The sequence below is a fragment of the Pseudomonas sp. PIC25 genome (assembly GCF_002286785.1).
Classification (GTDB): domain Bacteria; phylum Pseudomonadota; class Gammaproteobacteria; order Pseudomonadales; family Pseudomonadaceae; genus Pseudomonas_M.
In genome coordinates, this window is sequence record NZ_MUJY01000154.1 from 86,681 (window position 1) to 100,280 (window position 13,600).

Below are 13,600 nucleotides of genomic sequence, written 5' to 3' on the forward strand. Positions count from 1 at the left end.
GGCTCACTGCAGGGAAATGGGCGCCGGGTACTTCGCCGGGCGGTATGTGTCCGAGCAGTTATAATGACCGCGCATTTTAACCGTCAAGCCAGGCGCGACTCTTACGTGAACCCGGTTGCGCCGTTTATCTGGAGGAATCCCATGCCCTCGTTCGACGTGGTGTCCGAACTGGACAAGCACGAAGTCACCAACGCCATCGACAATGCCATCAAGGAGCTGGACCGGCGCTACGACCTGCGCGGCAAGGGCAGCTTCGAACTCAAGGACCTGACCGTCAACCTGACCGCCGAGGCCGATTTCCAGCTCGAGCAGATGGTCGAGATCCTCAAGCTCGCCCTGGTCAAGCGCAAGATCGATATCCAGTGCCTGGAGTTCAAGGATGCCTATCCGTCCGGGAAAACCGTCAAGCAGGAAGTCATCCTGCGCGAAGGTATCGACAAGGAACTGGCGAAGAAGATCGTCGCCCATATCAAGGACAGCAAACTGAAGGTCCAGGCTGCGATCCAGGGCGAGCAGGTGCGCGTCACCGGCAAGAAGCGCGACGACCTGCAGGAAGCCATCGCGCACCTGCGTGCCAAGGATTTCGGCATGCCGCTGCAGTTCAACAACTTCCGCGATTGACCCATCCCAACGCCGGTACGGCGTCCGGCCCCTGACAGGCTGCTTCTGGCGAGGACGCACAAGCGCCGCGCTCTCCTCTGTCTGCAAAGGCCTTTCCAGCCGCCATGCATCGATCATGGCGGCCGCATTCCATTCGAAAGGAGAACTCTCATGGAGCTGAACCTCGACTATCTCGTCAGCCTTTCCGAAGCCTGGCTACCGATCGCCCTGCATTACAGCGGCCAGTTGCTGCTGGCACTAGCGACCCTGGCGATCGGCTGGTGGCTGGTCAACCGCTTGACCAACAAGGTCAGTACGCTGCTGAAGAAGCGTAGCGTCGACCAGACCCTGCACGGCTTCATCGGCAGCCTGGCCAATATCGCTCTCAAGGTGCTGCTGCTGGTCAGCGTGGCCTCGATGGTCGGCGTCGAGACGACGTCCTTCATCGCCGCCATCGGTGCGGCCGGCCTGGCCATCGGCCTGGCGCTGCAGGGCAGCCTGGCGAACTTCGCCGGCGGCGTGCTGATCCTGCTGTTCCGCCCGTTCCGAGTGGGCGACTGGATCGAGGCGCAGGGCGTGAGTGGGACGGTCGACAGCATTCAGATCTTCCACACCACGCTGAAGACTGCCGACAATAAGGTAGTGGTCGTGCCCAACGGCAGCCTGTCCAACGGCCACATCACCAACTATTCCCGCGAGGCCAAGCGCCGGGTGGATATCGTCCTGGGCATCGATTACGGCAGCGACATCAAGCTGGCGCGGCAGGTGCTCCTGGAGATCGCCAAGGATTCCCGCGTGCTGGAGGAGCCGGCACCGGTGGTGTTCGTCACCGGCCTGGGCGATAGCGCGGTGAACCTGTCGCTGCGGGTCTGGGTGGCCACCGCCGACTACTGGCCGGTGACTTTCGACTTCATCGAGCAGGCCAAGGAGCGTCTGACGGCCGCCGGCGTCGGCATTCCTTTCCCGCAGCGGGTGGTGCACCTGCAGCAGGCGGTCGGGGAACATCCGGCATCGCGCAAGCTGACCGCCGGCCAGACGGCATAAGAACGACGAGGCGGGCCGTCAGGCCCGCTCCGAGGACGCCATGGGCGCCGAACCGTTCGGTTCGGTGCGATTCCTCCGCCACTGCCAGAGAATCAGCACCAGTGTCGGTACGCCGAGCAGGGCGGTGGCGAGGAAGAACTGCGCGTAGCCGAGTTTTTCCACCATCACGCCGGAATAGCCGCCGATCAGGCGCGGCAGGAGCAGCATGATGGAACTGAGCAGGGCGTACTGGGTGGCCGAGAACTTCAGGTTGGTCAGGCTCGACAGGTAGGCGACGAAGGCCGCCGTGGCGAGGCCGGCGCTGAAGTTATCGCAGGAAATGGTCACCACCAGCATCGGCAGGTGCGCGCCCATGCCGGCGAGCATGAGGAACAGCAGGTTGGTCGCCGCCGAGGCCACGCCGCCGATGAACAGGATCGGCATGATGCCGAAGCGCACGATCAGCAAGCCGCCGACCCCGGCCCCGAGCAGGGTCATGACCAGGCCGAAGAGTTTGCTGACGCTGGCGATCTGGTCCTTGGTAAAACCCATGTCGATGTAGAAGACGTTCGCCATTACCCCCATCACCGTATCCGACATCCGATAGGTCGCCACCAGGCCGAGCAGCAGCAACGCCTGCCAGCGGTAGCGATGGATGAAGTCGTTTATCGGTGTCAGCACTGGCGCCATGCCGCCCCAGAACAGGCTGGAAATGGACAGGCCGGTGAGCAGGGTGTAAAGCAGCGCGCGCAGGAAGGCGCGGTCGTAGAGCAACAACTGCTGCAGGCTGAGTTGGCCGCGCAGCATCAGGTCCAGGTCGCTCTCGTAAAACTGGGTGACCATCGCCGGTATCGAGATCAGCAGAATGATCAGCAGCAGCACCGACAGCAACTGGTGGAAGAAACCATACTTTGCCGCCGCCGTCTTCAGTACCGGTGCCAGCCCGCCCCAGAACAGGCCGGAAGCGCAGATACAGGCCAGGGCGGTGTAAAGCAACGCGCGCAGGAAGGCGCGGTCGTTGTACAGCAGGTCCTGGGGCGTTACGTCGCCCTTGAACATCAGCACCAGGTCGCTCTGATAGAACTGGATGAACAGGGCGGGTACGGAGATCGCCAGGACGATCACAACGAGGATCGACAGCAACTGGTGAAAGAAACCGTGCTTCGGTGGTGCCGCGTGGATATGCGGCGGAGCCGGAGGTTCGCGCATCCACAGGCTGGTAGCCAGCCCCGGTAGCATCAGCAGGGCGAACAGCAGGTAGGTGTTGGCCCAGGCAGCATGCTTGTACAACTGGTTGGTGGAGCCGAACCATTCGGCGAAATACAGCGCGCCGGCGGTGGCGAGCAGGGCGGCGACCCGGTAGCCGGCCATGTAGCTGGCAGCCAGTGCGGCCTGGCGGCTGTCTTCGGCGATCTCCAGGCGGTAGGCATCGATCGCGATGTCCTGCGTGGCCGAGGCGAAGGCCACCAGCACGGCCAGTGCTATCAGCCAGGACAATTGCATCTGCGGGTCGAAGTTGGCCATGCCGATCAGGCCGATGGCCACCAGGCTCTGCGACAGCACCAGCCAGGAGCGCCGGCGTCCCAGCTTACCGAGCAACGGCAGCCGCCATTGGTCGAGCATCGGCGCCCAAACCCATTTGAAGGCATAAGCCAGGCCGATCAGGCTGGCGAACCCGATGGTCTCCCGCGCGACCCCGGCTTCGCGGAGCCAGACCGACAGGGTGGAAAACACCAGCATGTAGGGAAGGCCGGCGGCAAAACCCAGGAGAAGCAGGGCCAGGGTGGCAGGGCTGGCGTAGGCGGCGACTGCATCGCGCCAGGTACGACGGGTCATGTACGGGAGCCTGTGTTCAACACCGTTAGCAGCGGTTCCTGGGTGTGGCAGGCAAGGCACGTTGCGGCGCCATTGCGTGGTAAAGCGCGCACTCTAACCGCTGTGCTCCATCGGACGCCAGCCGTGCCGACGGATATCCACACGATCGTTGTGGATCGTCACGCCCTCCGCCCGCAAGCGTGCCCGCTGTTCGTGGCCCGAAGCCGTGCCGGCTGGCAGACTGAGGCGCCCGCCGGCACCAAGCACGCGGTGCCAGGGCAGACTGGTGCCTTCCGGCAACTGCGAGAGCGTGCGACCGACCCAGCGTGCCGCGCGCCCGAGCCCGGCCAGTTCGGCGAGCTGGCCGTAGCTGACCACCTTGCCCGATGGCACCTGGCTCAAGGTCAGGTAAAGCGCTTCGCGCCTCGCCTCGGCACTTTCCGGCGGCGAAGCGGGCCAGACGGGCGCTGCAGTCCGTTCCTCCCGCTGGTCTTCTGCGTCATCGATCATGCTGCTGCGTGTCCTGTCTCGGTATGCCGTTCTGCCGCCGTAACCTGGGTCGTACGCCGCCAACCGATCGGCGTTGGCCGTGGCGAACAGGCGGAGCGCGTTGGTCGACTGATCTGAACTCACGGAAAAACTGCTGGTCAGTCTTGCTCAGTCGCCGGGCTTGCGGATAATGCCCGGTTTTTCGAATTCTGAGTGCCATTGCCGCCTATGTTGTCCAGAACTCTGCTGTGTATAGCTCTTACCGCCGCCTCGGCGTCCGCTATCGCCGATACCGTATGGTTGAAGAACGGTGACCGCCTGACCGGCAAGATCAAGGTCTTCGACGGGAGCCGCTTGGTCCTCGAGACCGATTACGGCGGCTCCATCCCCCTCGACTGGAAGAAGGTCGCGACGCTGGAAAGCAACCAGCAATTGCTGATCAAGGAGGACGATGTCACCGGCGAGCGTGCCAAGGCGTTGAAGCCGGCGGAAGAGGGCAAGGTTATCCTGGCCAACGGCGACCAGCCGAAGACCGTGGAACTGGCCAGTATCGCTCAGATCATCCGGCCCAAGCCGGTGGTGGAAGACCTGACCTGGACCGGTAATGTCGACGTGTCCATGGACTACAAGCGGGCCGAGTCCGATACCGACGACTACGACATCGATTTCAAGACCAAGGCGCGCCACGGCCGCTGGCGGCATAACGCCAAGGGCGAATACAACCGCGAATTCCAGGACGACGTGAAGAGCACGGACAACTGGGAAGCGGAATATGCCCTCGACCGCTTCCTCGACGAGCATTGGTTCTGGCAGGGCCGCTTCGACTACAAGCGCGACAAGATCGAAGACCTGCGCCGCCAGCGCACATTGGGTACCGGTCCCGGCTACCAGTTCTGGGACAACGAGCTGGGCGCGTTCTCCCTGGCGTCGCTGATCAACCGTGCGGATTATGAGTACGCCGACGGCGAGAAGGACAACTTCTACTCCCTGGCAGTGAAGTGGGACTACAACCGCTACCTGATCGGAAAGACGATCGAGATTTTCAGCAACGGCGAAGTGGGCAAGCCGCTGGGCGGCGTCGCCGATTATTCGCTGGATGCCGAGGCCGGGCTGCGCTACAAGGTGACCGACTGGGCGTCGATGAACATGAAGGTGGAAAAGGACATGGTCAGCGGCTCGGACGGCGATCTCGACGAGACCCGCTATTCCCTGGGCTTTGGCGTCGGCTGGTAATTTCGCCGCCAGAAAGAAAAAGGCTCCGCGGCAATGGCCGCGGAGCCTTTTTTATTGTCGACCTTGATGACACCTTACAGGCGCAGGCCGCCGTCCAGTTCGAGGATGCGACCGGTGTAATAGTCGTTCTCGAAGATGTAGGCCACGGAGTGGGCGATTTCGGTAGGTTTGCCCATGCGCCGCAGCGGAATGCCGGAAGTCATTTTCTCCAGGGCTTCGGGCTTCATGCTGGCGGTCATTTCGGTCTCGATGAACCCCGGAGCGACGCCGGCCACGCGGATGCCGTAGCGCGCCAGCTCCTTGGCCCAGACCACGGTGTCGGCGGCCACACCAGCCTTCGCGGCGGAGTAGTTGGCCTGGCCCATGTTGCCGGCACGGGAAATGGAGGAAATGTTGACGATCGCGCCCTGGTTCTTCAGCTCGATCATCTTCGCCGCCACTTCGCGGGTGCAGAGGAACACGCCGGTCAGGTTGACATCGATTACCGCCTGCCATTGAGCCAGACTCAGCTTGGTCATCTCGCCGTCCTTCACCTTGACGGTGAGGCCGTCACGCAGGATGCCGGCGTTGTTGACCAGGCCGTTGATGGCGCCGAAGTCCTCGGCGATACGGGCCACGGTGTCCACCACCTGCTCTTCGTTGGCAACGTTGCACAGATAGGCGCGCGCCTCGGTGCCCAGTGCCTTACAGGCCGCCACGGCCTGGTCGAGCTTCTCCTGGTTGAGGTCCACCAGCGCCAGCCTCGCGCCTTTGGCGGCCAGGTATTCGCCCATTGCGCGGCCCAGGCCCTGGCAGCCGCCGGTGATAATGATGACCTTGTCTTTCAATTCCATAGCAAATCCCCTCAAAGTATCGGCTGGTCCCCCTCGTTGGCGCCGCGGACCGCAATGCGGGGCGCCCGTCCGTTTTTAGACCGGATTCTTTACAAGGAGTCAGATAGTGAGCGTGAAAGCGGCCAAGCATGCCCGAGAATTGCTGCTCAAGGAATACCGTGGCGTGCTATCCACCCATTCAAAGGCCATGCCGGGTTTCCCTTTCGGATCGGTGGTGCCTTATTGCCTTGACGAAAGGGGTTGGCCGCTGATCCTGATCAGCCGTATCGCCCAGCACACCCACAACCTGCAGAAGGAGCCGAAATGCTCGCTGCTGGTGGGCGAGCGGGGCGCCGAAGACGTCCAGGCTGCCGGGCGTCTGACCCTGCTCGCCGAAGCGCGGCAATTGGACGATCCGGCCGCCATCGAGGCCGCCGCGGCGCGTTACTACCGCTATTTCCCCGGCTCGCGCGATTACCACAAGGCCCACGACTTCGATTTCTGGGTGCTGGAGCCCGTGCGCTGGCGCTACATCGGCGGTTTCGGCGCGATCCACTGGCTCGACGAGGTGGCTTTGGCCAATCCGTTCGTCGGCGAGTCCGAGACCGGCATGGTCGAACATATGAACGCCGACCATGCCAACGCCATTGCCCATTACGTGGAGCTGGCCGGACTACCGACAGGAGAGACCGCCGAGCTGGCCGGCATCGACAGCGAAGGTTTTCACCTGCGTATCGGCCAAGCGCTCTATTGGTTGGCTTTCCCCCAGCCGTGCATCAATCCCGGTGCGGTACGCCAGGCGCTGGTCGCCCTGGCGCGTGCCGAGCGTTGGCCGACGGCCGAGGAGGCCTGAGCCGGGCTCGCCGCCGGATCGTCGAAGCATCCGGTTACAGCTCGTTGCTGCTGTGGGGTTGAATTGGTCCCGCAGCGGCGTCAACTAACGGTTATCGGAAGCCGTTCTTCCGCCAAGGAACCCTCGATGCGTGCTTTTCTTTTCCTGCTGTTGCTGTTCCCGCTGCTCGAACTCGCGGTACTGATCAAGGTCGGCAGCGCCATCGGCGTGCTGCCCACGCTGCTGTTGATCGTCTTCACCGCCATCCTCGGCAGTGTCCTGTTGCGTGTCGCCGGATTGTCCACCGCGTGGCGCGCCCGTGAGCGCCTGGCTCGTGGCGAGCTGCCGGAGCAGGAGATGCTCGAAGGCCTGCTGATCGCCGTGGGCGGTGGCCTGTTGCTGCTGCCGGGCTTCATCAGCGATATCTTCGGCCTGCTCTGCCTGTTCCCCTTTACCCGCCGTCTGATCGTCGCCAATCTGCGCAAGCGCGTCGAAGAGCAGGCCCTGCGCCAGCGCGCCTTCGCCGATGATCTGGCGGCCAGCCAGGGCCGGCCGGGAGTCGGTCGGCCGAACGTGATCGAAGGCGAATACGAGCGCCGGGATCGCTGAGTGCAGTGGTAGCGCTGGCTAAAAACGCCGGCAATCCACCGACTTGCGCAAATTTTTTCAGTCGTCCCCTTGAAATGCTCTTGGCCGCCCTTATGTAGCGGTCACCGCAAGGTCCCTGTCGCATCGGCAGGCTGTCTTCTGCGGCTCGCTCAGCGGGCCGTAACCGGCAATGCCGGATTTGCTAACCCGCCGGTGGGCTCCACCGGAAGCTGGAAATCACTTAACTAGGAGAGATCGACAATGAAGCTTCGTCCTCTGCATGACCGCGTCGTCATTCGTCGCAGCGAAGAAGAAACCAAGACCGCGGGCGGCATCGTCCTGCCGGGTTCCGCTGCCGAAAAACCGAACCGTGGCGAAGTCGTCGCCGTCGGCACCGGTCGCGTGCTGGACAACGGCGAAGTGCGTCCGCTGGCCGTGAAAGTCGGCGACCAGGTGGTATTCGGTCCGTACTCCGGCAGCAACACCATCAAGGTTGACGGCGAAGACCTGCTGGTGATGGGCGAGAACGAAATTCTCGCTGTCATCGAAGCCTGATTTCCGCCCTCCGCATAACCTAACGAATTGAGGATCAATCGACATGGCTGCTAAAGAAGTTAAGTTCGGCGACTCCGCTCGCAAGAAGATGCTGGTTGGCGTGAACGTTCTGGCCGACGCCGTCAAGGCCACCCTCGGCCCGAAAGGCCGCAACGTGGTGCTGGAAAAGAGCTTCGGCGCTCCGACCATCACCAAGGACGGCGTTTCCGTCGCCAAGGAAATCGAGCTGAAGGACCGCTTCGAGAACATGGGCGCCCAACTGGTGAAAGACGTTGCCTCCAAGGCAAACGACGAAGCCGGTGACGGCACCACCACCGCCACCGTCCTGGCCCAGGCCATCGTCAACGAAGGCCTGAAGGCCGTCGCCGCCGGCATGAACCCGATGGACCTCAAGCGCGGTATCGACAAGGCCACCATCGCCATCGTCGCCGAGCTGAAGAACCTGTCCAAGCCGTGCGCCGACTCCAAGGCCATCGCCCAGGTCGGCACCATCTCCGCCAACGCCGACGAGTCCATCGGCCAGATCATTGCCGAAGCCATGGAAAAAGTCGGCAAGGAAGGCGTGATCACCGTTGAAGAAGGCTCGGGCCTGGAGAACGAACTGTCCGTCGTCGAAGGTATGCAGTTCGACCGCGGCTACCTGTCCCCCTACTTCATCAACAAGCCGGACACCATGGTTGCCGAACTGGACAACCCGCTGATCCTGCTGGTCGACAAGAAGATTTCCAACATCCGCGAAATGCTGCCGGTGCTGGAAGCCGTCGCCAAGGCCGGCCGTCCGCTGCTGATCGTCGCCGAAGACGTGGAAGGCGAAGCCCTGGCTACCCTGGTGGTGAACAACATGCGTGGCATCGTCAAGGTCGCGGCCGTCAAGGCTCCGGGCTTCGGCGACCGCCGCAAGGCCATGCTGCAGGACATCGCCATCCTGACCGGCGGTACCGTGATTTCCGAAGAAGTCGGCCTGAGCCTGGAAAGCGCCACCCTGGAGCACCTGGGTAACGCTAAGCGCGTCGTGCTGAACAAGGAAAACACCACCATCATCGACGGCGCTGGCGCCCAGAGCGACATCGAAGCCCGCGTGGCCCAGATCCGCAAGCAGGTCGAAGAGACTTCCTCCGACTACGACAAGGAGAAGCTGCAAGAGCGTCTGGCCAAGCTGGCCGGCGGTGTTGCCGTGATCAAGGTCGGTGCCGGCACCGAAGTCGAGATGAAAGAGAAGAAGGCTCGCGTCGAAGACGCCCTGCACGCGACCCGCGCTGCCGTGGAAGAAGGCGTGGTGCCTGGCGGCGGTGTCGCCCTGGTGCGTGCCCTGCAGGCCATCGCTGACCTGAAAGGCGCCAACGAAGACCAGAACGTCGGTATCGCTCTGCTGCGTCGCGCGGTCGAAGCCCCGCTGCGCCAGATCGTCGCCAACGCCGGCGACGAGCCGAGCGTGGTAGTCGACAAGGTCAAGCAGGGTTCCGGCAACTTTGGCTTCAACGCCGCGACCGGCGAATACGGCGACATGATCGAGATGGGTATCCTCGATCCGGCCAAGGTGACCCGTTCCGCTTTGCAGGCTGCGTCCTCCATTGGCGGTCTGATGATCACCACCGAAGCCATGGTTGCCGAGATCCAGGAAGACAAGCCGGCCCCGGCCATGCCTGACATGGGCGGCATGGGTGGCATGGGCGGCATGATGTAAGCCGCCCGGTCTTCGTACCGAAACGAAGAAGCCCCGCCTTGTGCGGGGCTTTTTCATGGGCGTTGATTTTTTAGTGGGTATGGAATGGATTTTTTGTAGGAGCGAATTCATTCGCAATCAGAGCCTGACGATGCTCCGTTATCGCGACGCTCCCACTGTCCGGGCATAGATTTCGGCCAGGGTGCGCCAGCCGCTTACCGACTGCCAAGGCGTTCGATCGAGGTACACGACTCAACACAAGCGTCGTCCAGGTAGCGGGATAGATGTGGAAAAAGACCCGCAGGCAGGGGCCGCCTGCGGGGTGGACGAGGAGATCAGTCCAGGTTGGAGGAAGGGGAAGCGGGTGTCTGGCTTGCCTCGGCCATGACGGGGGCCGGTCGGCGATAGAGCAACAGGGCGTAGCAGCCGAGGCAGATCAGCCAGTCGAACAGCGCGGTCCAGAGGTTGTGTGAGAGGAAGTGCGCCCCCTGCATCATCCTGGCGATGGAGAACAGCCCGCCGAGGGCGAGGGCTCCGACGAAGGCGGCCCGCGCCAGGCGCGGACGGCGGTCGCGCAGGACGAAGTACAGGGCGAAGAAGGCGAAGCCGCTGGTGGCATGGCCGCCTGGCCAGCAGCGACCGGGCTTGAGGGTCGGTGCGCGTTCGCCGATCAGTGGGCTGTAGCTTTCCACGCCGCCGTAGCGGGTCAGGCTCCAGGGGCAATGCACGCCGGTGATGATTTTCAGCGGCGGCACGATGGCTGTGGACAAGCCCATCGCCAGCACCAGATAGCCCAATGACGCACGCAAGTGACGCCAGGGGGCGTACAGCAGGCTGACCAGGAAGCCGGCGATGGCCAGTATGCCGATCAGGATCACCGCCTGCTTGGCGCGGTCGTGCAGGATGTCTTCGAAGAATGCGCTGCGGCGGGCGATGAACCCTACGCCCGGTTGGTAGAACAGGTCGGCCAGGGCGAAATCCAGGCGGCTCGGATTGCCCAGCAGGAGCAAGGCGATCAGCAGCAATGGCAGGCCCAGGCAGAGTGTCAGGCGCAAGGGACGTGAAAAGGTAGGTGAGGTGGGCATGCCGCTCTCCGGTCGGATCAGCGCTGGCTGATATGCTCGTCTGCCAGCTCAGCAGGTGGTTTGGAAATCGTGGCTCGCGGCCTTGGTCGTAGGGATAAGCCGAGTCAGTCGAAAACCGTGGGGGCGGCCAGGCTGCTCAGCAACTCGCGCAGGTGACACAGGCTGACAGGGCTGGGGCTGCAGCGGCCCTCGGACATGGCCTGACGGATCGCCTCGATATCGGCGTTACGCACGTAGCGTATGGCGTCGGCCATGTCGTCCTGGTTGCCGAAACCGCCTTCGACCATTTCTTGGAGCGCGTCCTCCCTGCTCCAGCCTTGGACCACCGTGCGGTACATGGCGGCGAACAGGCCGGTGCGGTCGCGGCCATGCTTGCAGTGCAGCAACACCGGACCCTGTTGCTGGGCGCTCTGGAGGAGGTTCAGTACGCGAATCACATCGGCGTCGTCGACGCGGTCGGCATGGGTCGGAACGCTGAGGGTGCGCAGAGGGGTGCCGTTCGTCCAAACCTTGTCGTCGGTCTTGATTAGGCTTAGCACCGTACGCATCCCGAGCTGCTCCAGCAGCGGCAGGTTGCGGGCTTCGGGCAGGGCGCTGCGGTAGAGCGTCGGCGACAGGCGGTAGAGGTTGAAGGAGGTATCCACCGGCTGTGCCCAGGTGGCGGGACGTTCGCTGGCGTGCGCGCCAGTGGCGCCGACGAGCAGAGTGATCACGGCCAGCGCAAGAGAGTGGAGGGGCGAAGAAAGGGGCGGGCGCATCATGGGCAACCTTGGCAACGATAGGCGGCAGTCTGCCGAGGCGCTTGTCATGAAGAAGTGAGCGTACGGTGAAAAATTTGTCAAAACCCACCGTTGCGCCCGGGGCCGTGCCATCATCGCCGCGCCGCCGACGGGGAAGCGAGAGGAGCACGTCATGCGCATTCTGCTGGTCGAGGATAACCGCGACATCCTGGCCAACATGTTGGATTACCTGAGCATCAAAGGGTACAGCGTCGACTGTGCCCAGGATGGCCTGTCGGGCCTGCATCTGGCCGCCACCGAGCATTACGACCTGATCGTGCTCGACATCATGCTGCCTGGCCTGGACGGCTACAGCCTGTGCAAGCGCCTGCGCGAAGAAGCGCGTCGCGACACCCCGGTGATCATGCTGACCGCCCGCGACCAGCTCGACGATCGCCTGCAGGGTTTTCGCTCCGGTGCCGACGATTATTTGATCAAGCCCTTCGCCCTGTCGGAGCTGGCGGCACGCATCGAGGCGGTACTGCGGCGTACCCAGGGCGGCGGCCGGCGCCTGCTGCAAGTCGCCGACCTGTGCTACGACCTGGATACCCTGGAAGTCACCCGCGATGGCAAGCCGCTCAAGCTCAACCCCATCGGTCTCAAGCTGCTCGCCGTATTGATGCAGAAAAGCCCCCACGTGGTGCGCCGCGAGGTGCTGGAAGCAGCCGTCTGGGGCGACGATTGCCCGGACAGCGACAGCCTGCGCAGCCACGTCCACCAATTACGCCAGGTGATCGACAAACCCTTCGCCCGGCCCTTGCTGCAGACCGTCCACGGCGTCGGCTATCGGCTGGCAGAGAGTGTCGATGGAATATAAGCAGAGCCTGGCGCGGCGGATCGTTATCGCCTTTCTGCTGCTCACCCTGCTGGTGGCCGGCTCCTTCGCCATGGGCATCATCGGCACCGTGCACCTGGTCGAGGAGCGGTTGATTTCCACTGAGCTGGGCCGTGACCTCGATCGCTTGCTGAAGATGGACAGCATGGAGGAGTGGCGCCATCGGCCCGAGCCGGGCCAACTGTTCTACTTCAGCGACGGCAAGGACGATTTCGCCCTGACGGACGATTTGCGCAATCTGACGCCGGGCTTCCACGAGGTCTTCCGCGACGAGTTGTCGTACCACGCCATGGTGCGCGAGGTCAGCGGCCGTCTGTATGTTCTGCTGCAAGACCAGAGCGATTTCGAAGCGCGCGAACAGGTGTTGTTCGCGGTGGTACAGATCGGCTTGGGGCTCAGCTTGCTGCTCGCCGCGCTACTCGGCTGGCTGCTGGCGCGGCGGGTGATGGCGCCGGTGGCGAGGCTGGCCCGCCAGGTGCGTCACCGCGACCAGTTGTTGACCCTGGCACCGCCGCTGGCGCCGGACTATGCCGCCGACGAGGTGGGGCAATTGGCGGCGGCCTTCGACGATACCCTCGGTCAATTGCGCGAGGCGCTGACCCGCGAGCGCCTGTTCACCAGCGATGTCAGCCACGAACTGCGCACGCCGCTGATGGTGCTGGCCAGCTCCTGTGAGCTGCTGCTGGAAAACCCGCAACTCGATACCCGTGCCCGCATCCAGGTGCAGCGCATGGCCCGTGCCTGCGATGAAATGCGGGGGCTGGTGCACACCTTCCTGCTCCTCGCCCGGGCGCAGAGCGAAGACGATGATCAGACGACCAAGGCCAGTCTGGTCGAAGTGGCCGATGACCTGGCCGCGCAATGGCGTCAGTCGATCGAAGACAAGGGGCTGCGTTTCGATTACCGGAACGACGAACTGCCGGCGGACGAGGCGGGGCGCCGATATAACCTGACCTTCCTGCATACGGTGATGAGCAACCTGCTGCGCAATGCCTTGCATTACACCGAGAAGGGCTGGATCAGCCTGAGCCTGGAATCGCATGGCTTCGTCGTCGAGGACAGCGGTGTGGGCATTCCCGAGGAACAGCGCGAGCGGGTCTTCCAACCCTTCGTGCGCGGCACGGACCGGGGCGAGGGGCTGGGACTGGGGCTGTCGTTGGTGCGGCGGATCTGTGTCAGCCAGGGCTGGACGGTGGAATTGCTGACTGCCGAGTCGGGCGGCTGCCGTTTCCGGGTTCGGCTGGATAGTGAGGATGTGGGCTGCTGAGTCCGTTGCGTTCACGCCAGCTTT

General features: G+C 63.4%; 14 protein-coding genes. 9 read left to right on the plus strand and 5 right to left on the minus strand.

What is annotated here, in order from left to right; translation table 11 throughout:
* Nucleotides 1-141 precede the first annotated feature (141 nt).
* Both BZL41_RS19495 and BZL41_RS19500 read left to right on the plus strand, forming a co-directional pair.
* Nucleotides 142-621 (plus strand): YajQ family cyclic di-GMP-binding protein, encoded by a 480-nt coding sequence (locus tag BZL41_RS19495; RefSeq protein ID WP_084336658.1) that lies wholly within the window; start codon nt 142-144, stop codon nt 619-621.
* 150 nt (nt 622-771) lie between these two features.
* Nucleotides 772-1,644, plus strand: a complete 873-nt coding sequence (locus tag BZL41_RS19500) for a mechanosensitive ion channel family protein (protein ID WP_095600826.1) — start codon at nt 772-774, stop codon at nt 1,642-1,644.
* 18 nt (nt 1,645-1,662) lie between these two features.
* Here BZL41_RS19500 and BZL41_RS19505 read toward each other — a convergent pair whose 3' ends face one another.
* On the minus strand, nt 1,663-3,459 hold the full coding sequence (locus tag BZL41_RS19505) for an AmpG family muropeptide MFS transporter (protein ID WP_095600827.1): 1,797 nt from the start codon (nt 3,457-3,459) through the stop codon (nt 1,663-1,665).
* Between the two features lie 93 nt (nt 3,460-3,552).
* A complete protein-coding gene (locus BZL41_RS19510) occupies nt 3,553-3,948 on the minus strand; it encodes an MGMT family protein (protein ID WP_095600828.1) in 396 nt (131 codons plus the stop codon).
* A gap of 207 nt (nt 3,949-4,155) precedes the next feature.
* On the opposite strand from BZL41_RS19510, the gene BZL41_RS19515 reads away from it, so the two are divergent.
* A complete protein-coding gene (locus tag BZL41_RS19515; RefSeq protein ID WP_095600829.1) occupies nt 4,156-5,160 on the plus strand; it encodes a DUF481 domain-containing protein in 1,005 nt (334 codons plus the stop codon).
* 74 nt (nt 5,161-5,234) lie between these two features.
* Here the strand turns inward: BZL41_RS19515 and BZL41_RS19520 are convergent, their stop codons facing one another.
* Entirely contained in the window at nt 5,235-5,993 is a 759-nt protein-coding gene (locus BZL41_RS19520; protein ID WP_095600830.1) for an SDR family oxidoreductase, read from the minus strand.
* A gap of 106 nt (nt 5,994-6,099) precedes the next feature.
* Here BZL41_RS19520 and BZL41_RS19525 point away from each other — a divergent pair, with 106 nt between their 5' ends.
* The 4 genes from BZL41_RS19525 (at nt 6,100) to groL (ending at nt 9,631) form a co-directional block, all read left to right on the plus strand.
* A complete protein-coding gene (locus tag BZL41_RS19525) occupies nt 6,100-6,825 on the plus strand; it encodes a HugZ family protein (protein WP_095600831.1) in 726 nt (241 codons plus the stop codon).
* A 126-nt stretch (nt 6,826-6,951) separates the two neighbouring features.
* Nucleotides 6,952-7,413: an FxsA family protein gene (locus BZL41_RS19530; RefSeq protein WP_095600832.1), complete on the plus strand. Its 462-nt coding sequence runs from the start codon at nt 6,952-6,954 to the stop codon at nt 7,411-7,413.
* A 240-nt stretch (nt 7,414-7,653) separates the two neighbouring features.
* Nucleotides 7,654-7,947 (plus strand): co-chaperone GroES, encoded by a 294-nt coding sequence (locus BZL41_RS19535; protein WP_084336674.1) that lies wholly within the window; start codon nt 7,654-7,656, stop codon nt 7,945-7,947.
* 43 nt (nt 7,948-7,990) lie between these two features.
* Nucleotides 7,991-9,631 (plus strand): chaperonin GroEL, encoded by a 1,641-nt coding sequence (gene groL / locus BZL41_RS19540; RefSeq protein WP_095600833.1) that lies wholly within the window; start codon nt 7,991-7,993, stop codon nt 9,629-9,631.
* 314 nt (nt 9,632-9,945) lie between these two features.
* Here groL and BZL41_RS19545 read toward each other — a convergent pair whose 3' ends face one another.
* Both BZL41_RS19545 and BZL41_RS19550 read right to left on the minus strand, forming a co-directional pair.
* Nucleotides 9,946-10,695: a phosphatase PAP2 family protein gene (locus BZL41_RS19545; RefSeq protein WP_095600834.1), complete on the minus strand. Its 750-nt coding sequence runs from the start codon at nt 10,693-10,695 to the stop codon at nt 9,946-9,948.
* 104 nt (nt 10,696-10,799) lie between these two features.
* The gene (locus BZL41_RS19550) at nt 10,800-11,456 is read right to left on the minus strand and encodes a tyrosine-protein phosphatase (RefSeq protein WP_371916554.1); all 657 of its coding nucleotides are present in this window, start codon (nt 11,454-11,456) and stop codon (nt 10,800-10,802) included.
* 151 nt (nt 11,457-11,607) lie between these two features.
* Here BZL41_RS19550 and BZL41_RS19555 point away from each other — a divergent pair, with 151 nt between their 5' ends.
* Nucleotides 11,608-12,291: a response regulator transcription factor gene (locus BZL41_RS19555; RefSeq protein WP_095600836.1), complete on the plus strand. Its 684-nt coding sequence runs from the start codon at nt 11,608-11,610 to the stop codon at nt 12,289-12,291.
* Nucleotides 12,281-13,576 carry a HAMP domain-containing sensor histidine kinase gene (locus tag BZL41_RS19560; protein WP_095600837.1) on the plus strand — a complete coding sequence of 432 codons (1,296 nt, stop codon included), beginning with the start codon at nt 12,281-12,283 and terminating at the stop codon, nt 13,574-13,576. The genes BZL41_RS19555 and BZL41_RS19560 overlap by 11 nt, the downstream gene beginning before the upstream one ends.
* Nucleotides 13,577-13,600: the final 24 nt, after the last annotated feature.